Genomic DNA, 23,946 nt, shown 5'->3' with positions numbered 1-23,946 from the left:
GTCGTCGCCGGCTACGGCCTGTGGGTCTACCGCCGCAAGAAGAGCGCGAACACGTCCGCCTCGCACGACTACTTCCTGGCCGAAGGCTCGCTCACCTGGTGGGCCATCGGCGCGTCGCTGATCGCGTCCAACATCTCCGCCGAGCAGTTCATCGGCATGAGCGGTTCGGGCTTCCGCATCGGCATGGCCATCGCCGTGTACGAACTGATGGCCGCCGCCACGCTGGTCATCGTCGCCGTGTTCTTCATGCCGGTCTACCTCAAGAACCGCATCTACACGATGCCCCAGTTCCTCGAACAGCGCTACGGCAAGGCCGTCGCCACGACGATGGCGCTGTTCTGGCTCGGCCTGTACGTCGTCGTCAACCTGACCTCGATCCTGTACCTGGGCGCGCTCGCGATCGGCAGCGTCACCGGCGTCGGCGTGCTGCCCTGCATGCTGTTCCTCGCCGTCTTCGCCGCCATCATCACGCTGGGCGGCATGAAGGTCATCGGCTACACGGACGTGATCCAGGTGACCTGCCTCGTCATCGGCGGCCTCGTGACCACGTGGCTGGCGCTGGACCTCGTCGCCAAGCTGGGCCAGGGCCACGGCGCGCTGCAGGGCTTCTCGACCTTGTACAACACGACCCGCGACCACTTCGAAATGGTGCTGGGCCGCGACAACAAGAACTACATGGACCTGCCGGGCCTGTCGACGCTGATCGGCGGCATGTGGATCGTCAACCTGAACTACTGGGGCTGCAACCAGTACATCACGCAGCGCGCCCTCGGCGCCGACCTGCCGACCGCGCGCAAGGGCCTGCTGTTCGCGGCATTCCTGAAACTGGTGATGCCGATGATCGTCGTCATGCCGGGCATCGCCGCGTTCGCGCTGGACCGTGCCGGCGTGCTGGGCGACGCCATGCGCGTCGGCGGCGAGCTGAATCCGGACCGCGCCTACCCGACCCTGCTGGCGATGCTCCCGTCGGGCATCAAGGGCATCGCGTTCGCCGCGCTGACGGCCGCCGTCGTCGCATCGCTGGCCGGCAAGGCCAACTCGATCGCCACCATCTTCACGCTCGACATCTACCAGAAGCGCCTGCACCCGAACGTCAGCGAACAGAAGATGGTGTGGATCGGCCGCATGACCGTCATCGTGTCGATGCTGCTGGCCATCGTGATCGCGCCGCTGATGGGCATCGACAAGAAGGGTGGCTTCCAGTACATCCAGGAATACACGGGCTTCGTCTCGCCGGGCATCCTGGCCATGTTCCTGCTGGGCTTCTTCTGGAAAAAGACAACGGCGGACGCGGCGATGTTCGCGACCGTCGGCGGCCTGGTGTTCTCGATCATCCTGAAGTTCCTGCCGACGATGATGGACCTGCACTTCCTCGCGCCGATCGGCTTCGCCCACGACAACGGCAGCGGTGTCTACGAGATCCCGTTCCTGGACCGCATGTTCATCGTGTTCTGGCTCGTCGTCGCCGGCATGGTGCTGCTCAGCACCGTGTTCGCCCGCGGCAAAGTGAAAGCGCTGATCGTCGACACCAAGCTGTTCAAGGTCGACGGCGCATTCGCCCTCGGCTCGGCCGTCATCTGCGTGGTGCTGGCGACCATCTACGGCATGTGGTGGTAAGGGTCCGCCGATCGTCGTAGGGTGGGCTCCCCGAGCCCGCGCGGACGTTCGCGTCACGCCTACGCTACGCACGGCATTTAATCCGCCGCCCCTCCCCACAGGCGGCGATCCAATAATTCGTCGTCCCCGCCCAGGCGGGGATCCGATTTTGCAAGCGTGTCGATACGCGGAAAACCTGGGTCCCCGCCTCCGCGGGGACGACGTTTTCTGGCGGGCCATGTGATATGAAATACGAATCACAGGCCACCAAATCATATATTGGACAACTTTCCAGCAACCCGGCACCCTAGTGCCTTCATTCGTTCGCCGTCCAAAGGAGACACCATGCCCACTTACCGTTCCCATACCACGACCCAAGGCCGCAACATGGCGGGCGCCCGCGCCCTGTGGCGCGCGACCGGCATGAAGGATGGCGACTTCGACAAACCGATCATCGCCGTCGTCAACTCCTTCACCCAGTTCGTGCCGGGCCACGTGCACCTGAAGGACCTGGGCCAGCTGGTCGCGCGCGAGATCGAGGCGGCGGGCGGCGTCGCCAAGGAATTCAACACCATCGCCGTCGACGACGGCATCGCGATGGGCCACGGCGGCATGCTGTACTCGCTGCCGTCGCGCGACCTGATCGCCGACTCGGTCGAGTACATGGTCAACGCGCACTGCGCCGACGCGATGGTCTGCATCTCGAACTGCGACAAGATCACCCCGGGCATGCTGATGGCCGCCATGCGCATCAACATCCCGACCGTGTTCGTGTCGGGCGGCCCGATGGAAGCGGGCAAGGTGCTCAAAGTCGTCAACAACGACAAGAAGATCATCAAGCTGGACCTCGTCGACGCGATGATCCAGGCCGGCGATTCGAACATCTCGGACGCCGATGTCGCGGAAGTCGAGCGCTCGGCCTGCCCCACCTGCGGTTCGTGCTCCGGCATGTTCACGGCGAACTCGATGAACTGCCTGACCGAGGCGCTGGGCCTGTCGCTGCCGGGTAACGGCACCGTCCTCGCGACGCACGCCGACCGCAAGGAACTGTTCCTGCGCGCCGGCCGCCTGATCGTCGACCTGGCCAAGCGCCACTACGAACAGGACGATTACACGGTCCTCCCGCGCAGCATCGCCACCCGCGCCGCCTTCGAGAACGCGATGGCGCTGGACGTGTCGATGGGCGGTTCCACCAACACCGTGCTGCACCTGCTGGCCGCCGCGCACGAAGCGGGCGTCGAGTTCAACATGGCGGACATCGACCGCATCTCGCGCAAGGTGCCCTGCCTGTGCAAGGTCGCGCCGATGACCAACAAATACCACATTGAGGACGTGCACCGCGCCGGCGGCATCATCGCCATCCTCGGCGAGCTGGCGCGCGCCGGCCTGCTGGACACGTCGCTGCCTACCGTGCACTCGCCGACCTTGGGCGACGCGATCGAAAAGTACGACATCAAGCGCAGCGACGACCAGGCCGTGCACACGCTGTTCCGCGCGGCGCCGGGCGGCGTGCCGACGCAGACGGCATTCTCGCAGGCCGAGCGCTTCGACTCGGCCGACCTGGATCGCGCCGAAGGCTGCATCCGCGACCGTGCGCACGCCTACTCGCAGGACGGCGGCCTCGCGGTCCTGTACGGGAACATCGCCGAGAAGGGCTGCATCGTGAAGACGGCCGGCGTCGACGACAGCATCCTGAAGTTCTCCGGCAAGGCGCGCGTGTTCGAAAGCCAGGACGCCGCGGTCGAAGCCATCCTCGGCGACACGGTGCACGCCGGCGACGTCGTCATCATCCGCTACGAAGGCCCGAAAGGCGGCCCGGGAATGCAGGAGATGCTGTACCCGACCTCGTACATCAAGTCGAAGGGCCTCGGCAAGGCGTGCGCGCTGTTCACCGACGGCCGCTTCTCGGGCGGCTCGTCCGGCCTCGTGATCGGCCACGCGTCGCCGGAAGCGGCGGAAGGCGGCGCGATCGGCCTCGTGGAAGAAGGCGACATGATCGACATCGACATCCCGAACCGCACCATCGACCTGCGCGTGACGGCCGGCGAACTGGCGCGGCGCCGCGGCGCGATGGACGCGCGCGGCGCGGCCGCCTGGCAGCCGGTCGACCGCGAGCGCGCCGTCTCGCAGGCCCTGCGCGCCTACGCGGCGCTGACCACGTCGGCCGACCGCGGCGCCGTGCGCGACCTGTCGCAGCTGAAGCGCTGACCGGCGCACGCGCCACGGCGCCGCGAGGCCGGCATGCCGCCCGGGCGTGCCGCGCCGCCCCGGCGCCGGCGTCGAAGCGACGGATCGTCCGCGCCGGCGCCGTCGCCGTCGTCGAAGCGGGCCGGCGGCGCGACGAATTTGGCCGCGATGCTCGCCGCGATGGCGAGCACTCCTGTCGTTGCGAGCAAGGCCTGGAGCATGGTGTCCTCACATGACATAGGTTTTGACGAAGAAGGCGAGCGTGATGCACGTCGTGGCGACCAGCGTGACGGCGCGGATCACATTCGACGGTGCGCGCCGTCCGAGATGGGCGCCGCCATGGCCGCCGACGAGCGCACCCGCCAGCATCGCCAGCGTTTCGGGCCAGCGCACCGCGCCGGCCGCGATGAAGGCCAGTACGGCCACCGTATTCGCCGCGCTGACCAGCAAGGTGCGCGGCGCGTTCAGGCGTTTCAGGTCGTGGCAGCCCTGCAGGCCCCACACCGCGATCATCATGATCCCGACCGCGCCGCCGAAGTAGCCGCCGTAGATGCCGAGCGCGAACTGGACGGCCAGCACCGCGTGCGCGCGGATGCGCCAGCGCGCGCGCAATGCGTCCCCGATGCGCCGTCCGAATGCGAGCGCGATCGACGCCGCCAGCAACAGCCACGGCAGCACCACCGTGAACGCCGCGGATGACGTCCGCAACAACAGGACCGCGCCCACCACGCCGCCGCACAGCGTCGCGGCCAGCAACCCACGGAGCGGGACGGCGCCGACCGTGCCCAGGCCGTCCCGATATGCCCATGCGCTCGCCAGCCCGCCCGGAAACAGGGCAACCGTGCTGGAAGCGTTCGCCTGTACCGGAGGCACGCCCGCCGCGATCAACACCGGCAGGCTGACGAACGAACCGCCCCCCGCCAGCGCATTCATCGCACCGGCCACCACGCCACCAGCAAATGTCAGGATCATCGTGTTCATGCGTCGATGGTAGTCGCCGGGCCGCCTTCCCGCAATCCGGCAATGCCGGCGTCTCCTTTCGGAAATCCCGAAACCACACAGCGTGTTCCGACCGTGCCGACATGCCGTGGCGTCCGCATATTTGTTAAATATATGAACAACAACAAACGGCACACCCGGGCGGCGCCAGCGCTCGCCAAGCGCCGCGGTCCGGCAAAAAGTCCCGTGATAACAATGTGTTGGCGATTCTCTAACGGTGTGTCGTTTATACGACCCATCCGCATATTTGTGTCACAAGTGCTTGCGCTACGGCAACTCGTTCTGTAATCATCAGCAGCGGTGCGGTTCACAAACACCGCACACGGGACACACCGGATACCGATCCGGCGTTGAACCGTCCGACCACCGACAGACCTGACGGAGCGCCGCGTGACGCGACTACGCCCCCTGCAAACCTCTTCCCCGCTGATCGTGGCCCTGGCCGCGGCCTGCGTCATCGTCCCGCTGGCCGGCTGGCACTGGCACGGCTGGCTGTGCGCCGCCGTCCTGCTGGCGGGCGCCGCGTTCGCCGCCGTGCGCGCGGCCGCGCCGGCGGCGGCCCACGGATCCGCGGCGGACGACTACATCGCCAGCCGCCGCGCGTTCGGCGCCGACGTCGCCGGCGTGTGGACATCGCACATCGACGCCTCGCGCGAACAGATGGAAACGGCCGTCGTGGCGCTCGTGCAGCGCTTCTCCGGCATCGTCATGCGCCTCGAACAGGCGCTCGCGGCTTCCGGCGCCGCCCGCGACGCCGAGGGCGGCAGCATCGTCGACGTGTTCGCGGCCAGCGAAAAGGAATTGCGCTCGCTGCTGGACATGCTGGCCGGCGCCGCCGCCAGCAAGCAGCAGATGCTGCAAAAGATCGAAGGCCTGCAGGAAGTCACCGCGCACCTGCAGAAGATGGCGGCGGACGTCGCCAGCATCGCGTGGCAGACGAATTTGCTGGCCCTGAACGCGGCCATCGAGGCGGCGCGCGCGGGCGAGGCCGGGCGCGGTTTCGCCGTCGTCGCGAACGAGGTGCGCATGCTGTCGAACCGCTCGGCCGAAGCGGGCAAGCACATCGCCGAACAGGTCGGCCGGATCAGCAGCGCCATCGACACCACCTGCCGTGCCGCGGGCGATTCGATGCGCGAAGAAACCCGCGCCGTGCAGGCGTCCGGCCAGATGATCGGCAACGTGCTCGGCTCGCTGCGCGGCGTCACCGACGCCCTCGTCGCATCGTCCGACCTGCTGGCCCGCGAGAGCGCCGGCATCCAGGGCGAAGTCGGCAATGCGCTCGTGCAGCTGCAGTTCCAGGACCGCGTCAGCCAGATCCTGTCGCACGTCCGCGACAACATCGCGCGCCTGCCCGCGTGGCTGGACGAGCAGGCGCAGGACGGCGGCACGCCCCAGGCACTCGACGCGCGCAGCCTGCTGGCCGAACTGGAAAGCACGTACGCGATGGCCGAGGAACGCACGCTCCACAAGAGCAGTGCCAAGGCGGCCCCGCAGCAGGCCGAAGAAATCACATTTTTCTAGGAACTCTCATGGCAAAAACCATCATGGTGGTGGACGACTCGATTTCGATCCGCCAGGTCGTCGGCATCGCCCTGAAGCAGGCCGGCTACGACGTCATCGAAGGCGTCGACGGCAAGGACGCGCTGGCCAAGCTGACCGGCCAGAAGGTCAGCCTGATCATCAGCGACGTCAACATGCCGAACATGGACGGCATCACGTTCGTGCGTGAACTCAAGACCCGTCCCGCGTACAAGTTCACGCCCGTCCTGATGCTGACCACCGAGTCGCAGGAAGACAAGAAGGAACAGGGCAAGGCCGCCGGCGCGCGCGCCTGGATGGTCAAGCCGTTCAAGCCCGAAGCGCTGCTGGCCGCCGTCCAGAAACTGACCCTGTCCTGACCCGCCGCCGGCAACGGCCGGCCCATCCCGGAGCAATGATGAATATTGGCGAAACGAGCCAAGGGGCCGCCGCATGCCTGGCGGTCGAAGGCGAGATGACGATCTACCGCGCGGCCGAGCTGAAACCCGCGCTGCTGGACGCCGTGCGCGCGAGCGCCGCGCCCGCGCTCGACCTGTCGTCCGTCACGGAATTCGACTGCGCCGGCCTGCAGTTGCTGCTCGTGGCGCGGCGCGAGGCCGCGCACCTCGGCCGGCATCTGGTGCTGCGCGGCGCCAGCCCCGCGGTGCGCGACGCCTGCGCCCTGCTCGGCGTCGACCTCGACGGAGATGTTCAATGAGCATCGACATCGACCAGGTGACGCACACCTTCATCGCCGAGAGCCGCGAGCTGCTCGAACAGATGGAGTCCGCCCTCCTCGCCGTGGCGCGCGACGGCCTCGATGCCGTCAACGCGATCTTCCGCGCGGCCCACACGATCAAGGGATCGGCCGGCATGTTCGGCTTCGACCCCGTCGTCGAATTCACCCACGTGGCCGAGAGCGTCCTGGACAAGGTGCGCGACGGCGCGGTGCCCCTCGGCGACGAACTGGTGGCGCTGCTGCTCGCATGCCGCGACCACATCGGCGCGCTCGTCGACGCCGTCGAAAGCGGCACGCTCGCGGACAACGCCGCGCTGACCGACGCCGGCGCGCCGCTCGTCGCAGCGCTGCAGGGCTACCTCGGCGAAGCACCGGCGGCGACACCGGCCGGCGCCAGCGCCGCCGACTCGCCGGACGCCGGCGCCGCCGGCCACTGGCACATCTCGCTGCGCTTCGGCCCCGACGTCCTGCGCAACGGCATGGACCCGCTGTCGTTCATCCGCTACCTGGGCCAGCTCGGCACCGTCACGGGCGTGGCGACGAGCGCCGACGACCTGCCGGCGGCGGACGAATTCGATCCCGAATCCTGCTACCTCGGCTTCGAGATCGGCTTCGCCAGCAGCGCCGACAAGGCGGCCATCGACAGCGTGTTCGACTTCGTGCGCGAGGACTGCGCCATCCGCATCCTGCCGCCCGAGAACCGCATCGCCGAATACATCGCCTGGCTGGACGAAGTGCCCGCGCAGCGCGAGCGCCTCGGCCAGATGCTCGTGCGCTGCGGCAGCATCACCGCGCACGAGCTGGAACAGGCACTCGCGGCGCAGGCGGCGCACGCCGCCCCGGGCCAGCCGATCGGCGCGATCCTCGTCGGCCAGGGCGCCGTGCGCGCGCCCGTCGTCGAAGCCGCCCTCGCGAAGCAGCGCCAGGCGCCTGAAGCGCGGCCGCAGCAGGAAAGCCGTTCCGTGCGCGTGGACGCCGACAAGCTGGACCGCCTGATCAACCTCGTGGGAGAGCTGATCATCGCCGGCGCCGGCGCCAATCTCATCGCGCGCCGCACCCAGATTCCCGAGCTGCTCGAATGCACGTCCACGCTGTCCAGCCTCGTCGAAGAGGTGCGCGACAACGCGCTGCAGCTGCGCATGGTGAAGATCGGCGCGACGTTCAACCGCTTCCAGCGCGTCGTGCATGACGTGGCGCGCGAACTGGGCAAGGACATCCGCCTGGACGTCAGCGGCGAGGACGCGGAACTGGACAAGACCGTCGTCGAAAAGATCGGCGATCCGCTCACGCACCTCGTGCGCAACGCGATGGACCACGGCATCGAGCCGGCCGACGTGCGCGCCGCGCGCGGCAAGCCGGCGCAGGGCACCGTCGCCCTGAACGCGTATCACGACTCGGGCAGCATCGTGATCGAAGTGAAGGACGACGGCGGTGGCCTGAAACGCGAGCGCATCCTCGCCAAGGCCGTCGAACGCGGCCTCGTCGAGCCGGGGCGCACGCTGACCGACAAGGAAATCTTCAACCTGATCTTCGAACCCGGCTTCTCGACGGCGGAACAGGTGACGAATCTGTCCGGCCGCGGCGTGGGCATGGACGTCGTCAAGCGCAACATCGTCGCCCTGCGCGGCAGCGTGGACGTCGCCAGCACGGAAGGCGCCGGCACCACCGTCACGGTGCGCCTGCCGCTCACGCTGGCCATCATCAACGGCTTCCAGGTCGGCGTCGGCAAGTCCGTGTTCGTGATCCCGATGGAGATGGTCGAGGAATGCATCGAGTTCCGCGACCAGCCGGGCTGCGACTGGGTCGACCTGCGCGGCCAGCCCCTGCCCTTCGTGCGCCTGCGCGAGCGCTTCGGCGTCGCGGGCACGCCGGCGCGGCGCCGCAGCATCGTCGTCGTGCGCTACGGTGGCCGCAAGGCCGGCCTCGTCGTCGACAGCCTGCTGGGCGAATTCCAGACCGTGATCAAACCGCTGGGCAAGGTGTTCGCCGGCGCGCGCTTCCTGTCCGGCTCCTCGATCCTCGGCAACGGCGACGTGGCGCTGATCCTCGACATGGCGGCGCTGCTGGCCGGCGTCGAGACCGAAAGCCAGGCCGCGGCGGCCTGATACATCGCCAGTTTTAATTCAAATGAAGTGGAGAGCCATCGTGCTTAAGAATCTGAAAATCGGTATCCGTCTCGGCCTCGGCTTCGGCGTGGTGCTGCTGTTGTTGCTGGCCATCGCGCTGCTGGCCACGAACCGCATGGCGGCGATGAACCAGGCCACCGTGTACATCACGGCGGACGCCTATCCGAAAGTCGTCATCGCCAAGGACCTGATCCGCGACGTCGTCGACATTCCGCGCCAGATGCGCGGCATGCTGCTCGCCAGCGACGAGGCGGACATCGAACGCTATCGCAAGCTGATCGAACAGCTGCGCGCCGATACGAACGCACGCGTCGGCGACCTGACGAAACTCGTCGCCAGCGAGACGGGCAAGAAGCTGCTCAAGCAGATCGTCGACAAGCACGCGGCGATCGAACCTGCGTACGACCGGTTCTACGGCCTGGTGCGCGGCGACCGCCAGCGTGCGGCGGAATTCGTCGCCAAGGAATACATGCCGGTCAACCGCGAGCTGATCGAAGCCGTCGCCGAACTGGCCAGGCACCAGTCGGACAAGATGCAGACGGTGGCCGACGACGCAAGCCGCAACTACGAGCAGACGCGCCAGCAGGTGCTCGCCATGACCGCCGGCGCCGCCGTCCTGGCCCTGCTCGTGGCCACGCTCATCACGCTGTCGGTCACCCGTCCGCTGCGCGTCGCCGTCGATGCCGCCGACCGCCTGTCCGGCGGCGACCTGACCGTCGACATCGGCGCCACCTCGCGCGACGAAGCGGGCCGGCTGCTGGCCGCGATGAAGAACATGATCGCGAAGCTGACGCAGGTCGTCGGCGACGTGAATGGCGGCGCGCAGTCGCTGGCGTCGGCGTCCGAACAGGTCAGCGCCACGGCGCAATCGCTGTCGCAGGCGGCATCCGAACAGGCGGCCGGCGTCGAGGAAACCAGCGCCTCGCTGGAACAGATGACCGCGTCGATCGCGCAGAACACCGAGAACGCCCGCGTCACCGACGGCATGGCCGCACAGGCCGCGCGCGAGGCGGCGGAAGGCGGCGAAGCCGTGAAAGCCACCGTCGTGGCGATGAAGCAGATCGCCAGGCAGATCGGCATCATCGACGACATCGCCTACCAGACCAACCTGCTGGCGCTGAACGCGGCCATCGAGGCGGCCCGCGCGGGCGAGCACGGCAAGGGCTTCGCCGTCGTCGCCGCCGAGGTGCGCAAGCTGGCCGAGCGCAGCCAGGTGGCGGCGCAGGAGATCGGCGAAGTGGCGTCGAACAGCGTCGACCTGGCGGAGCGCGCCGGCAGCCTGCTCGACCGCATGGTGCCGAACATCCGCAAGACGTCCGACCTCGTGCAGGAAATCACGGCGGCGTCGGAAGAGCAGTCGGCCGGCGTCGGCCAGATCAACGCCGCCGTCGGCCAGATGAGCCAGACGACGCAGCAGAACGCGTCCAGTTCCGAAGAGCTGGCGGCGACGGCCGAGGAGATGAGTTCCCAGGCCGAGCAGCTGCAGCAGGCCATGGCGTTCTTCCGCCTCGCCGGCGGCGACGCCGCGCCAGCGGCGCGCAAGCCGGCGCGGCGCGCGGCGGCCGCGGCGCCCCGGCGCCAAGGCATCGTCACCCACAACCCTGCGTTCGCCGTCGAAGCAGACCTGGACGAATCCAGCTTTACCCGATTCTGATAACACGCGGCTTACGTCGCAAGGAGACCCGAATGTTCCGCAATCTGAAAGTCAGCGTCCGCCTGGGCCTGGGCTTCGGCATCGTCAGCCTGCTGCTGGCCGCCGTCGTCCTGATGGGCATCCACAGCCTGGCCACCCTCAGCGCCAATGTCGATGAAATGGTCACCGACAAGTATCCGAAAGTCGTGTTCAGTTACGACACGATCGGCAATATCCAGGAGATCGCGATCGCGATGCGCGACATCGCGTTGACGGACAACCCCGAGGCGACGCGCCGCGAGCTGGCGCATATCGACGAGTCGCGCAACGACCAGCGCAAGGAAATCGAAAAGCTGCAGCAAAGCGTCAAGTCCGACGTGGGCCGGCAACTGTTCGAGGGCATCCTGCAGCAGCGCCAGAAATACCAGTCCGTGCAGGACCAGTTCATCCGCTTCGCCAACGAGGGCAAGCGCGCCGAGGCCCGCGAACTGCTGACGACCCAGATCCAGCCCATGCAGGATGCCTACATCAAGGCGATCGAAAAGCTGATCGAGCACCAGGACGCGTCGATGCAGCAGTCCGGCAAGGAAGCCGCCGCCGAATACCTCGCCACCCGCGACCAGTTGGCGGCGATGGGCACGGCGGCCGTGCTGCTGGGCGTCGGCATGGCGTTCTGGATCACGCTGGGCCTCACGCGCACGCTGGGCGGCGAGCCGGGCTACGCGGCCGACCTGCTCAAGCGCATCGCCGACGGCGACCTGTCCGGCGACGTCACCTTGCGCCGCGGCGACAACGACAGCATGCTGCACGCCGTCGGCCAGATGGTCGTCAAGCTGCGCCAGGTGATCGCCGGCCAGCGCGCCGTCGTGGAAGCGGCGAACCGCGGCGAATTCGACGCGCGCGTCGACACGGCCGGCATGCGCGGCTTCCAGCAGGAGATGGGCGATGGCCTGAACCAGCTGGTGGCGACGACCGGCGCCAGCGTCGACGACGTGGTGCGCGTGATGTCCGCGCTGGCCGACGGCGACCTGACGAAGCGCATCGACAAGGACTACCGGGGCGCGTTCGCGAAGCTGAAGGATTATTCGAACGGCACGATGGACAAGCTGGCGCAGGTCGTCGGCGAGGTGAACGGCAGCGCACAGTCGCTGGCGTCGGCGTCCGAACAGGTCAGCGCCACGGCGCAATCGCTGTCGCAGTCCGCGTCCGAACAGGCAGCCGGCGTCGAGGAGACGAGCGCCTCGCTGGAACAGATGACTGCGTCGATCGCGCAGAACACCGAAAACGCCCGCGTCACCGACGGCATGGCCACGCAAGCGGCGCGCGAGGCGGCGGAAGGCGGCGAAGCCGTGAAAGCCACCGTCGTGGCGATGAAGCAGATCGCCAGGCAGATCGGCATCATCGACGACATCGCCTACCAGACCAACCTGCTGGCGCTGAACGCCGCCATCGAGGCGGCCCGCGCGGGCGAGCACGGCAAGGGCTTCGCCGTCGTCGCCGCCGAGGTGCGCAAGCTGGCCGAGCGCAGCCAGGTGGCGGCGCAGGAGATCGGCGAAGTCGCATCGAGCAGCGTGGAACTGGCCGTGCGGGCGGGAACGATGCTCGACCAGATGGTGCCGAACATCCGCAAGACGTCCGACCTCGTGCAGGAAATCACGGCGGCGTCGGAAGAGCAGTCGGCCGGCGTCGGCCAGATCAACGCCGCCGTCGGCCAGATGAGCCAGACGACGCAGCAGAACGCGTCCAGTTCCGAAGAGCTGGCGGCGACGGCCGAGGAGATGAGTTCCCAGGCCGAACAGCTGCAGGTGGCCATGGGCTTCTTCAAGCTCGCCGGTGACACGGCACGCGGCGCCGCCGCGCGTCCGGCCCGTGCCGCGAGGCGCAGCACGCTGCGCCTCGCCGGCGGCGTCGCCGCCCAGGGCGAGCCGGACGAAGCGAACTTCACCCCCTTCTGACCGGATGGCGACCCGATGAAGCACACCAACCAGGACACCAACGTGGACGGCCAGGCCGCCCAATACCTCACCTTCATGCTGGGCGGCGAAGCCTTCGGCATCGGCATCATGGCCGTGAAGGAGATCATCGAATTTGCCGGCATCACCGACGTGCCGATGATGCCGGACTCGATCCGCGGCGTGATCAACCTGCGCGGCGCCGTCGTGCCCGTGATGGACCTGGCGGCCCGCTTCGGCCGGCCGCAGACCGTGGCCGGCAAGCGCACCTGCATCGTCATCGTCGAGCTGGAAGCCGACGGCGAGCGCCAGCTGACGGGCGTCGTCGTCGACGCCGTCAGCGCCGTGCTGGACATCCCGGCCGCCGACATCGAACCGGCGCCGTCGTTCGGCACGCGCATCCGCGGCGACTACATCGCCGGCATGGGCAAGGTGAACGGCAGGTTCGTCATCCTGCTGAACGCGGATGCCGTGCTGGCGCTCGCGGACCTGCCCGACCTGCCGGCCGACGCGGCCGCCCTGGCCTGAGGCAGGCATGGACCACAGTGCGATCAGCCAGGGCGAGTTCGCGCGCTTCCAGCGCTTCATCTTCGACATGGCCGGCATCACGATGTCGGATTCGAAGAAGGCGCTGGTCAGCGGCCGCCTCGCCAAGCGCCTGCAGCACCTTGGCCTGCCCACGTACGACGCCTATTTCCGCCTGCTGACGGACGGCGCGCACAAGGACGAGGTGCAGCTGGCCGTCGACCTGCTGACGACGAACGAGACCTATTTCTTCCGCGAGGCGCGCCATTTCGACCTGCTGCGCGAGGCCGCGGAAGGCGCCCGTCCAGGCCTGCCCGCCGGGGCGCCGTTCCGCGTGTGGAGCGCCGCGTGCTCGTCCGGCGAAGAACCGTACAGCGTAGCGATGGTGCTGGCCGACGTGCTGGGCGCGGCGCCGTGGGACGTGACGGCGTCCGACATCAGCACCCGCGTGCTGCAGCGCGCGCGCAGCGGGCACTATCCGCTGGAGCGGACCAGCCACGTGCCGCCGGACTACCTGCGCCGCTACTGCCTCAAGGGCGTCCGCGAACAGCAGGGCACCCTGCTCGTCAACCGCGCCCTGCGCGAGCGCGTGCAGTTCCGCCAGGTGAACCTGAACACGGCGCTGCCCGGCGACCTGGGCACGTACGACGTCGTCTTCCTGCGCAACGTGATGATCTACTTTAACGGCGAGACCAAGCGCCAGGTCGTCACGCGCGTGCTGGGCCGCCTGAAACCCGGCGGGCACCTGTTCATCGGCCATTCCGAGAGCCTGCAGGACATGGGCGACCTGCTCCGTCCCGTCATGCCTTCCGTCTACCGCAAACCGGCATGAAGACAATCGATGTGATGGTGGTCGACGATTCGGCCGTCGTGCGCAAGATCGTCGGCGCGATGCTGGAGGGCGCGCCCGGCATCCGCCTGCTGCACGCCGTATCCGATCCGCTGCTCGCGATCGAGCGCATGAAACACGCGTGGCCCGACGTGATCGTGCTGGACGTCGAGATGCCGCGCATGGACGGCATCACCTTCCTCAAGAAGATCATGGCGGAGCGGCCGACGCCCGTCGTGATCTGTTCCACCCTGACGGACAAGGGCGCCGAGACGACGATGGCGGCGCTGGCGGCGGGCGCCGTCTCCATCATCACCAAGCCCAAACTCGGGCTCAAGGACTTCCTCAACGACAGCGCGGACGAACTGGTTGCGGCCGTGCGGGCGGCCAGCCAGGTCAACGTGCGGCGCCTCGCCGCGCGCGTGGCGCCCGCGCCCGTGCCCGTGCCCGCGAAGCTGACCGCGGACGCGGTGCTGCCGGCCGCGCAGCATGCCGCCCACGATGCGCGGCCCCTGCTGCGCACGACGGAACGCGTCGTCGCGATCGGCACCTCGACGGGCGGCACGCTGGCGCTGGAAGAAGTGCTGACGGCGCTGCCGCGGGTCACGCCCGGCATCGTCATCGTGCAGCACATGCCGGAAAAATTCACCGCCGCCTTCGCCGGGCGCCTCAACGGCCTGTGCCTGATCGAGGTGCGCGAGGCGCGCCACGGCGACCGTGTACTGCCGGGCCGCGCGCTGATCGCCCCGGGCGGCAAGCACATGCTGCTGCGGCGCGACGGCGCGCAATACTGCGTGGACGTCATCGACGGCCCGCTCGTCAACCGCCACCGCCCCTCGGTGGACGTGCTGTTCCGCTCCGTCGCGAAGCACGCCGGCGCCAACGCGCTGGGCATCATCATGACGGGCATGGGCGACGACGGCGCCGCCGGCCTGCTGGAAATGCGCAAGGCGGGCAGCCGTACCGTCGCGCAGGACGAGGACAGCTGCGTCGTCTACGGCATGCCCAAGGAAGCGATCAAGCGCGGCGGCGTGGAGAAATCCGTGCCGTTGAAGGCCCTCGACCGCGAAATCCTGCAGCAGCTGGCCGCGCGCTGACGCCGTCCCGCCCGGCGCCGTGACAAACGGTGAGCCGGGCGGCGGCGCACACGCGTATCATGCCTCCCTGAACAGTGAGTCCACACGCTGAAGACGGGAGACGACGATGAAGAACATGATGGGTACCGCCGCGCTGGCGACGTTGCTGGCGACGTTGCTGGCCGCATGCGGCGGCGGTGGCGGCAATCCGGGGTCCGCGAGCAGTCCGACGCCGCCGCCGGTGACAGGCGGCGGGAACCTCGACGCCTACGTCGGCACCTGGACGTCCGCCTGCACGTCGCACGCACTCGACACGGCCGTCATCCAGCGCCCGGCCGGATCGGCCAACACGCTCACCATCGGCGTCACGACCAACTACTACGCCAACACGACCTGCACCGGCGACGTCATCGCGACGCAGACGTGGAGCGCCGACACGACGGCGACCTATGTCGGCACCGCGGCATCGAGCATCACGCCCGCCCCCGGCGTGGCCGTGATCTCCGCTTCCGTGGACAAGGTGACGACGCAGGTGCCCCAGCGCAGCGTCACGCTCACGGGCACGTTCGTCAGCCACAAGATCATCGACGGCCAGCCCAACTGGTGCGTCGATTACGCGGGCGGTTCCGTGTGCGTGCCCGACCAGGTCTACGCGGCCGGCGCGGCCCCGTTCGACGGCCTGTCCGTGCAGGGCACCGATCTGTACGAGGTCAAGTCGAACGGCACGAATTTCGACGCCGTCGAGCATTTCACGAAACGCTGACGGCCGCGGCCACCGGCAAGGCCGCGAGTCCGCGCAAGCCCGCGATGCCGTTCCAGCGCGGGGCCGCGGCGGCCAGCATGAGTCCCGGCCAGCGCCGCAGCACGGCGCGCAGCACGACGTCGGCCTCCAGCAGCGACAGCCCGGCGCCGATGCACACGTGGGGTCCGCTGCCGAACGACAGGTGGCTGCCGGCGCGCCGGCCGATGTCGAAGGTATCGGGGTCCGTGAAGCGGTCGGGATCGCGGTTGGCCGCGCCGATCAGCGCGATCACGAGGTCGCCGCGTGCGAGCGTCGTGCCGTGCAGCGTGAAGTCGGTCGCGACGCGCCGGCCCGTGTACTGCACCGGGCTGTCGTAGCGCAGCAGTTCGCGCACGGCCAGCGGCATGCCCTCCGCGTCCGCGCACAGGCGCGCCCACGCGTCCGGATGCGTGAGCAGCGTGTACAGCCCGTTGCCGAGCAGGTTGCGCGTCGTCTCGTGGCCCGCGAACAGCAGCATCGCGCATTGCGCCAGCAATTCGCCGTCGGCCTTGATGTCGCCCGCGGCCTCGGCCAGCAGCAGGCGGCTGACGAGGTCCGTACCGGGTTCGCGCCGGCGCGCGGGCAGCAGCGCGTCGAAATAACGCACCATCTGCAGCAGGCTGCGCTGGGCCGCACGCAACTGCTCGGCCGTCGGCTGCAGCGCGCCGATGAATGCGGCGAGATCGTCCGACCATGCCATGAAGCGCGCTTCGTCCGCGCGGGGTATGCCGAGCATCAGCCCGATGACGCGCGACGGCAGCGGGCGCGCCACCGCGGCGATGAAGTCGAAGCCGGCGCCCGCATCGAGCCCGTCGAGCAATTCGTCGGTGAGCCGCTCGACCTCGACACGCAAGGTCTTGACGAACGTGGGATGAAAACCGGCCGCCATGGCCTTGCGCACGCGCTGGTGATCCGCACCGTCGAGGAACACCATGGCGCTGCCGAACAGGCGCTGGAACGCGTCCAGCCCCGCCTGCGCGCGCCGGCCCGCGAAGCTCGCATCGACGCCGGGAATGCGCTTGACCCAGCCGCCCGTGCGCTGCGAGGATAAGCGCGGATCGCGCAGCGCGAGCTCGACGTCCTCGTGGCGCGTCAACAGCCACGCGCCCTGGAACACGTCGTCGCGCCACAGCACCGGTCCGGCCGCGCGCAACTGGCTGTAGGCGGGATACGGGTCGTGCAGGAAGGCGGCGTCGAACGACGGCGCCGCCGGCGCCGCGTCGGGCGCCGTGGTCGCGAAGTCTCTCATGCGAGTCAAAAGATGATGAACTGCCGGCACATGCCGGGGCTCGCACTCTATCATCTTTTCGGCACGCCGGTCTTGCCTGCTCAGGTCTCCGGCTCGGACCGTGCGGCCGGCACCCGCTTGCACGCCGCCTCCTTGCGCCCCACGGCGTCGCACACCCGCACGCGGCACTGCTCTTCACCGGCCGCGTTGTAGCGCCGGCACGCCTCCAGCTGTTGCGCCGGCGTGGCCTTGCGATTCACCGGTTCCATGTGGCTCATCAGGGCCGCCAGCAGGACGACGTCGCTGTCCTGCTCGTGCGCCGAGCGCGGTTTTGTGCGTTTTTCCTTGCCGCCGCGCGCCATTTCCTTTGCCGCGTCGTGCGCTTTGCGGTGCGCGGCCTTCGCATGCGCTTCCTTGCGTTCGGGCTTCTCCGCATGCGTCTTGTGGCGTTCCGGCGCGGGCGACGCCGCCATGTCGGCCAGCGGATTGGCCATCGGCGCCGCCGGTTCGGCCAGCGCCGGCGCCGCGGGCTCGTCGTGCAGCACGGCCGCCATCGACGCGGCGGGCGCCGGCATCGACACGGGTGTCAACGGCGCCGCGCGCGGCACCTCGGCCACGCTGGCCACGGCCGGCGCGGCCGCCACGGCGACCGCCGGCGGACGGGCCTCTTCACCGCCGCCGAGCAGGAACAACGCACCGCCCGCGACCACCACCCCGACGGCGGCAACGCCCCACGCCAGCGCGCGCGAACGGGGCCGCGGCCCCTGCGGAGCGCGAGGCTGCCCGTGCATGCCGTCCAGGGAGCTGAGGATGCCCTTCTGTTCCGGAACAGCCTGCTCGTCGGGCGAAAGCAGACTGGGCCGGCCGCCTCGGACCGGGCGTTCGCCTTGATGTTGCAAATTAGCTCCTTAAAAATGTTTGCATTACTTTACAAGAATCAAGACAATTGTGCCCATAATTTGCTTTTAATCGTGCGCGATTAACACATTTGGTGAGTTTTTGCGTTTTTTCAATCGTGCGCAGGGTTGTCGGTTGCCGGATTTATACTTTCCGGAAATATTTTAACGACAACTATGTGTCCGACTATCCGGAGCGTCCTTGGTGTGGGTCCTGGCAGTAACCGTTTATTTCATCGTGGCGTGCGCCGTCAGCTGGATGGTGCTGTTTCCGTCCGGCCGCGAATTCATCCTGGGCGCGCTCGCCGGGGCCGGACTGCGGCTCGGCCGCCGCGCGGGCGCGTTGGCGCAGCAGGGCATGCGCGATGCCGATGCCGTGCGCACGACCGGCCGCGCGGCGGCGGGACGGCTGGCGGGCTTCGTGCGGCGCCACTGGATCGCCTGTGCATGCGGCGCCGCCCTCGTCTGCCTGCCGCCGCTGGCCGCCCTGCTGCTCGCGGAACGGCCCATGCTGAGCGCCTACGAGCCGTCGACGCGCGCCGTGAACGAGCAGGTGGCCGACCTGCTGCAGGGCGAGCAGCTCGTGCCGCCGCCCGCGCTGCCGCCGCTCGTGTTCGCGACGGCCGAAGTGGCGCAGGAGCGGCCGCTGCTCGCTTCGGCCAGCCGCGACTGGGCCATGCTGAACGCCGACTACACGCAGCGCCTGCTGACGGTCTTCCGGATCATGAAGACGCGCTACGGCTACGACATGGCGATCCTGGAAGGCTACCGCAGCGCCGCCCGCCAGGACGCGCTGGCCGCGCTGGGCCCCGGCGTCACGAACGCCCGCTCGTGGCAGAGCTGGCACCAGTACGGGCTCGCCGCCGACTGCGCGTTCGTCCGCGACGGCCGGCTCGTGATCTCCGAAAAGGATCCCTGGGCCATGCGCGGCTACCAGTTGTACGGCCAGGTGGCGGAATCCGTCGGCCTGACCTGGGGCGGCCGCTGGAAGATGATGGATTTCGGGCATACGGAATTGCGGCTGCCCGGCGTCATGAAACGCTGACTCACCAATCTCGCACCACGCGCACCACGGCATCAACCACTCACTCGTCATCATGCAAAAAATCTGGCATTTCCTGACCGCCCGCACCAGCCTGACCGTCATCGGCTGGGCGGCCTTCGCCGCGTTGCTGTTCGCGGCCGCCCGGCTGCTGCAATGGCCGCCCGCGCTCCCCTGGATCGTGCTCGGCGCCGCCCTGCTCGTGGGCGCGGCCCTGTGGCTGTGGCGCCGCTGGCGCCATGCGCGCAAGGCCGGCCAGATCGGCGCCATGCTCGAACAGCAGGCCGGCCCGCAAGCCGATCAACCCGTCGCCGACGCGACCCAGCGCCAGGAAACGGAAGTCATCCGCAAGCGCCTGCTGGACGCCATCGCCACGATCAAGGGCTCCAAGCTGGGACAGTTGTCGGGCAGCGCCGCGCTGTATGAACTGCCGTGGTACATGATCATCGGGAACCCGGCGGCCGGCAAGAGCACCGCGATCGCCAGCTCCGGCCTGCAGTTCCCGTTCGCCGACAGCAAGGTCGTGCAGGGCGTGGGCGGCACGCGCAACTGCGACTGGTTCTTTACGACCGAGGGCATCCTGCTCGACACGGCGGGCCGCTATTCCGTCGTCGACCAGGACCGCGCCGAGTGGTTCGGCTTCCTCGACCTGCTCAAGAAGCACCGCCGCAAGGCCCCGATCAACGGCGTCATCATCGCGGTCAGCATCGCCGAGCTGACACGCAACCGTCCCGAGTTCGCGATCAACCTGGCCAAGAACCTGCGCCAGCGCGTGCAGGAACTGACGGAGCGGCTGGAAGTGCACGCGCCGGTCTACGTCGTGTTCACCAAGGCCGACCTGATCGACGGCTTCAACGAATTCTTCCAGGAGAGCGAGCGCGCCGAGCGCGAAAAGGTGTGGGGCGCCACCCTGCCCTACGACCAGAACGTGACGAGCGAGCGCCTGCTCGACCAGTTCGACGCCCGCTTCGACGAGCTGTACGACGGTCTCAAGGAATTGAGCCTCGCGAACATGTCGCAGCAGGCGCGCGAGGCCATGCCGTCCGGCGTATTCACCTTCCCGCTCGAATTCGCGTCCATCAAGCCGGCGCTGCACGCCTTCGTCGCCACGCTGTTCGAGGACAATCCGTTCCAGTTCAAGCCCGTGTTCCGCGGCTTCTACTTCACCAGCGCGCTCCAGGAAGGCGAGACGGTGTCGACGTCGTCGGCCCGCGTCGCCCAGCGCTTCGACCTGCGCCTGCAGGCACCCGCGCACGAAGACCAGCACCAGCAGCAGGGTTACTTCCTCCTCAACCTGTTCCGCAAGGTGATCTTCGCCGACAAGGACCTCGTCGCACAATACGCCAGCCCGGCCAAGACGCGCCTGCGCTACGCGGCGTTCTTCGCGGCGACCGCCCTCGTCGGCCTCGCGCTCGCGGGCTGGAGCTGGTCGTACATGAACAACCGCCAGCTCGTCGCCAACGTCCAGGCCGACCTCGACCAGGCCATCCGCGTGCAGGGCAAGAGCATGGACCTGCAATCGCGCTTCCAGGCGCTGGAGATCCTGCAGGACCGCATCGAGCAGCTCGACCGCTACGCCGAACACCGCCCGCTGTCGCTCGGCCTCGGCCTCTACCAGGGCAACCTCCTGGACCGCAAGCTGAAAGAGGAATACTTCAACGGCGTGCGCGAAGTGATGTTGAAACCGGTCGCGCAATCGCTCGAATCCTATCTCGCCGACGTCAACGGCAACGCGGCCCAGCTGCAGCCGATGAACAAGCCGGCCGGCGCGCCGGCCGCCGGCGCCACGGCGGCAGCCGACGCGCCGCAGCAGTTCAAGGACGCGTCGCCGCTCGACACCGAGGACGCCTACAACGCGCTGAAGACCTACCTGATGCTGGGCGATAAATCGCGCGCCGAAAGCGCCCACCTGAACGACCAGCTCACGCGCTTCTGGCGCAACTGGCTGGAAGCGAACCGCGGCGCGATGCCGCGCGAGCAGCTGATCCGCAGCGCCGAGCGCATGATCTCGTTCTACCTCGCGCAGGTGAACGATCCGTCCTGGCCCGTCATCGACACCCGGCTGGCCCTCGTCGACCAGACCCGCGACAGCCTGCGCCGCGTCGTGCGCGGCATGCCCGCGCGCGAGCGCGTGTACGCGGACGTGAAGGCGCGCGCCGCGACCCGCTATCCGTCGATCACGGTGGCGCGCATCGTCGGCGACCAGGACAAGGAGCTCGTCCTCGGCAGCTATGCCATCTCCGGCGCCTTCACGCGCCAGGCCTGGGAAGGCTTCGTGCAACAGGCGTTCCGCGACGCCGCCAACCGCGAGCTGCAGAGCGCGGACTGGGTCCTGAAGACGGCGGCGCGCGACGACCTCACGCTGGAAGGCAGCCCGGAACAGATCCAGAAATCGCTCGTCGACCTGTACAAGGCGGAGTACGCGCGCGAGTGGCAGAAGTTCATGCAAGGCGTGACGGTGAAGGACCTGGACGGCTTCGACGGCGCCGCCAGCGCCATGAACCGCCTGGGCGATCCGCAGAATTCGCCGATCAACAAGCTCGTGTCCACGGTCTATGAACAGACGTCGTGGGACAACCCGACCCTGGCCGGCGCCAGCCTGCAGCGGGCGCAGAACGGCCTCACGGGCTGGTTCCGCGAGACGATCCTGCGCCAGAAGCCGGCCATCGTGAACGTCAGCCTGCCGGCACAAGGCACACAGACGGCGACCACGCCGGCCCTTGGTCCCGTCGGCCGCGAGTTCGCCGGCGTCGCCCGCCTCGTCGTCGCGCGCGACAAGGACGCGTCGCTGATGCGCGGCTACATCGACAATCTGTCGAAGCTGCGCGCCCGCTTCAACCAGATCAAGAACCAGGGCGACCCGGGCCCCGGCGCCAAGCAGTTGATGCAGCAGACGCTGGACGGCAGCGGTTCCGAGCTGGCCGATGCGCTGCGCTACGTCGACGAGCAGATGCTGGTCGGGATGACGGACGCCCAGCGCCAGGCGCTGCGCCCCGTGCTCGTGCGCCCGCTGATGCAGACGTTCGCCGTGATCGTGCAGCCGGCCGAAAACGAGATCAACAAGGTGTGGGCCGCCCAGGTGGTCCAGCCGTTCAACCGCGGCCTGGCGCTGAAATATCCGTTCGCGACCGAGTCGAAGGCCGAGGCCAGCAACGCGGAGATCGGCGAGATCTTCGGCCCGGACGGCGCCATCGCGAAATTCTTCACGACGACGGTGGGCCCGCTGGTGGTGCGCCGCGGCGATTCGCTCAGCCCGCGCACGTGGGCCGACATGGGCGTGAACCTGGCGCCGAACGTCGTCGCGAGCTTCCCGGGCTGGGTCGCGCCGCTGGCCGCCGGCGGCGTCGCCAACGCGGCCGCATCCAGCGGCGGCGAGGCGCAGACCCGCTTCGACCTGCAGGCGCTTGCTACGTCCGGCGCCACCGAATTCACCTTGGAGATCGACGGCCAGGCGCTGCGCTGGCGCGGCCAGCCGCAGCCCTGGGTGCACATGGTGTGGCCGAATCCGGCCGGCGTGCCTGGCGCGAAGATCACGGCCGTCACGCCGGAAGGCCGCAACGTCGTGCTGCTGGACGAGCCGGGCCACTTCGGCCTGAAGAAGATGATCGACGCGGCGCAGCGCAAGCGCAAGGACGGCGGCGTGTTCGAGATGAGCTGGCAGAATGCCGGCGTCACGGTGACGGCGAACCTCAAGGTCCTGCCGGCCGCGCCCGCGCTGGTCCAGGCCCAGGCGCCCGCGCCCGGCCAGGGATTCAAGCGCCTGCGCCTGCCGGACACGATCACCACGCCGAGGACCGCGCCGCTGCGCACGGCCATGGCGGGAGACGCGCAATGAGCCGCCAGCTCACCCCGGTCAGCGTCGGCTACTTCGGCAAGCTGCCCAGCCGCGGCGACTTCGTGCGCGCCAGCGCCAGCCCGGCCTTGTTGACAGTGCTGGACGACTGGCTGTCCGAAGCGATGGACCTGATGAGCGCCAACGCGCGCTGGAAGCTCGCCTACGACGCCGCCGCGCCGCTGCACTTCGCCTTCGTGGGCCCGCGCCGGCGCCACGCGATCGGCGGCCACATCGTCGCCAGCAGCGACGAATCGAGCCGGCGCTATCCGTTCCTGATGGCCAGCGCGATGGAAATCGCCGAGCCGGCCGCCTTCCTGCCGACCACCCCGCTCGTGTTCACGCGCCTGTGGCACCGGCTCGAAACGCTGACGCTCGGCGTGCGCAACGCGGGCGATCCGGCCGCGCCGCTTGCCGCCGCGAGCAGCCAGCCGGTCGACCTGGACCTGCGCGCGTGCGCCTACGACGCCGCGTTCGACGACTTCCTGGAAGTGATCACCATCGGCGCGCTGGACGCGCTGCTGGACCGCGCGGGCTTTCGCGTCTCGGCGCGCCAGGTGCTGCTGGCGCTGGGCATGCTGCTGCAGCCCGTGCTGGACAGCGGCTCCGGCCGGCTCGAAAAAAGCCTCGTGCTGCCGCTGCCGGACGACGCCATCCACCGCAACCTCGTGGCCGCGTTCTGGATGCACGTGATCGCCCCGTTCCTCGCGCGCGCCGACTTCGAGCTGGCGCTGTTCATCACCCGGCTGGAAGGCCGGCCCGCGCTGGTCGTCGGCTTTTCCGGCGCGTCGGCGCAGACGCTGCGCACCCTCATCGACCCGCAGGCTGGCCTCGACCACCTCATCGCGTTCGCGGACCTCGAGTGGGTCGAGGACCAGGTCGACGGCGACTACGCCGTACGCAAGCTCTCGTCCTACCTGGCCCAGGGCAGCCTGTCCCTCAAGTCCGCGCTCGAATCCGTCGGCGCGGCATTCATCGGAACCTGAT

At 68.7% G+C, this 23,946-nt stretch carries 19 protein-coding genes; 15 read left to right on the top strand and 4 right to left on the bottom strand.

Features of this window, described 5'->3' with window-relative positions:
• Positions 1-1,617, top strand: a 1,617-nt coding sequence (locus U9J41_RS20335) for a sodium:solute symporter family transporter (RefSeq protein ID WP_322403980.1), incomplete at its 5' end; no start/stop codon positions are given.
• A gap of 324 nt (positions 1,618-1,941) precedes the next feature.
• Positions 1,942-3,804, top strand: a complete 1,863-nt coding sequence (gene ilvD, locus U9J41_RS20330; RefSeq protein WP_322403979.1) for a dihydroxy-acid dehydratase — start codon at positions 1,942-1,944, stop codon at positions 3,802-3,804.
• Here the strand turns inward: ilvD and U9J41_RS20325 are convergent.
• Entirely contained in the window at positions 3,738-4,004 is a 267-nt protein-coding gene (locus U9J41_RS20325) for a hypothetical protein (protein WP_322403978.1), read from the bottom strand. The genes ilvD and U9J41_RS20325 overlap by 67 nt on opposite strands.
• Before the next feature lie 7 nt (positions 4,005-4,011).
• Positions 4,012-4,764: a sulfite exporter TauE/SafE family protein gene (locus U9J41_RS20320; protein ID WP_322403977.1), complete on the bottom strand. Its 753-nt coding sequence runs from the start codon at positions 4,762-4,764 to the stop codon at positions 4,012-4,014.
• Positions 4,765-5,172: 408 nt separating this feature from the next.
• On the opposite strand from U9J41_RS20320, the gene U9J41_RS20315 reads away from it, so the two are divergent.
• The 10 genes from U9J41_RS20315 to U9J41_RS20270 all read left to right on the top strand — a co-directional run bounded on the left by U9J41_RS20315 (position 5,173) and on the right by U9J41_RS20270 (position 15,943).
• Positions 5,173-6,303, top strand: coding sequence for a methyl-accepting chemotaxis protein (locus tag U9J41_RS20315; RefSeq protein WP_425260801.1), 1,131 nt, complete (start codon positions 5,173-5,175; stop codon positions 6,301-6,303).
• Between the two features lie 8 nt (positions 6,304-6,311).
• Positions 6,312-6,680: a response regulator gene (locus U9J41_RS20310; protein ID WP_322403976.1), complete on the top strand. Its 369-nt coding sequence runs from the start codon at positions 6,312-6,314 to the stop codon at positions 6,678-6,680.
• Between the two features lie 38 nt (positions 6,681-6,718).
• Positions 6,719-7,018, top strand: a complete 300-nt coding sequence (locus U9J41_RS20305) for an STAS domain-containing protein (RefSeq protein WP_322403975.1) — start codon at positions 6,719-6,721, stop codon at positions 7,016-7,018.
• Between the two features lie 2 nt (positions 7,019-7,020).
• Entirely contained in the window at positions 7,021-9,144 is a 2,124-nt protein-coding gene (locus tag U9J41_RS20300) for a chemotaxis protein CheA (protein WP_322403986.1), read from the top strand.
• A gap of 40 nt (positions 9,145-9,184) precedes the next feature.
• The gene (locus U9J41_RS20295; protein ID WP_322403974.1) at positions 9,185-10,819 is read left to right on the top strand and encodes a methyl-accepting chemotaxis protein; all 1,635 of its coding nucleotides are present in this window, start codon (positions 9,185-9,187) and stop codon (positions 10,817-10,819) included.
• 32 nt (positions 10,820-10,851) lie between these two features.
• Positions 10,852-12,753 carry a methyl-accepting chemotaxis protein gene (locus U9J41_RS20290; RefSeq protein ID WP_322403973.1) on the top strand — a complete coding sequence of 634 codons (1,902 nt, stop codon included), beginning with the start codon at positions 10,852-10,854 and terminating at the stop codon, positions 12,751-12,753.
• Positions 12,754-12,768: 15 nt separating this feature from the next.
• Positions 12,769-13,278, top strand: a complete 510-nt coding sequence (locus tag U9J41_RS20285; protein WP_322403972.1) for a chemotaxis protein CheW — start codon at positions 12,769-12,771, stop codon at positions 13,276-13,278.
• A 7-nt stretch (positions 13,279-13,285) separates the two neighbouring features.
• The gene (locus tag U9J41_RS20280; RefSeq protein WP_322403971.1) at positions 13,286-14,107 is read left to right on the top strand and encodes a CheR family methyltransferase; all 822 of its coding nucleotides are present in this window, start codon (positions 13,286-13,288) and stop codon (positions 14,105-14,107) included.
• A complete protein-coding gene (locus U9J41_RS20275) occupies positions 14,104-15,201 on the top strand; it encodes a protein-glutamate methylesterase/protein-glutamine glutaminase (protein ID WP_322403970.1) in 1,098 nt (365 codons plus the stop codon). The genes U9J41_RS20280 and U9J41_RS20275 overlap by 4 nt, the downstream gene beginning before the upstream one ends.
• A gap of 106 nt (positions 15,202-15,307) precedes the next feature.
• Complete coding sequence (locus tag U9J41_RS20270; protein WP_322403969.1) at positions 15,308-15,943, top strand: hypothetical protein; 636 nt, start codon at positions 15,308-15,310, stop codon at positions 15,941-15,943.
• Here the strand turns inward: U9J41_RS20270 and U9J41_RS20265 are convergent.
• Together U9J41_RS20265 and U9J41_RS20260 are read right to left on the bottom strand one after the other, a co-directional pair.
• Positions 15,930-17,210, bottom strand: coding sequence for a cytochrome P450 (locus U9J41_RS20265; protein ID WP_322403968.1), 1,281 nt, complete (start codon positions 17,208-17,210; stop codon positions 15,930-15,932). The genes U9J41_RS20270 and U9J41_RS20265 overlap by 14 nt on opposite strands.
• A gap of 80 nt (positions 17,211-17,290) precedes the next feature.
• Positions 17,291-17,980: a hypothetical protein gene (locus U9J41_RS20260; RefSeq protein ID WP_322403967.1), complete on the bottom strand. Its 690-nt coding sequence runs from the start codon at positions 17,978-17,980 to the stop codon at positions 17,291-17,293.
• Between the two features lie 310 nt (positions 17,981-18,290).
• Between U9J41_RS20260 and U9J41_RS20255 the strand changes: the two genes are divergently transcribed.
• Genes U9J41_RS20255 through tagF form a run of 3 tightly spaced genes read left to right on the top strand, consistent with a single transcriptional unit; the run spans position 18,291 to position 23,945 of the window.
• A complete protein-coding gene (locus U9J41_RS20255) occupies positions 18,291-19,130 on the top strand; it encodes a M15 family metallopeptidase (protein ID WP_322403985.1) in 840 nt (279 codons plus the stop codon).
• Positions 19,131-19,182: 52 nt separating this feature from the next.
• Positions 19,183-22,962 carry a type VI secretion system membrane subunit TssM gene (gene tssM, locus U9J41_RS20250; RefSeq protein WP_322403966.1) on the top strand — a complete coding sequence of 1,260 codons (3,780 nt, stop codon included), beginning with the start codon at positions 19,183-19,185 and terminating at the stop codon, positions 22,960-22,962.
• Positions 22,959-23,945 (top strand): type VI secretion system-associated protein TagF, encoded by a 987-nt coding sequence (gene tagF, locus U9J41_RS20245; RefSeq protein ID WP_322403965.1) that lies wholly within the window; start codon positions 22,959-22,961, stop codon positions 23,943-23,945. The genes tssM and tagF overlap by 4 nt, the downstream gene beginning before the upstream one ends.
• Position 23,946: the final 1 nt, after the last annotated feature.

This window comes from Massilia luteola (assembly GCF_034420155.1).
GTDB lineage: Bacteria > Pseudomonadota > Gammaproteobacteria > Burkholderiales > Burkholderiaceae_D > Telluria > Telluria luteola.
Note: the sequence above shows the minus strand (reverse complement) of the source record. Positions and strands in the feature narration are given on the sequence as shown.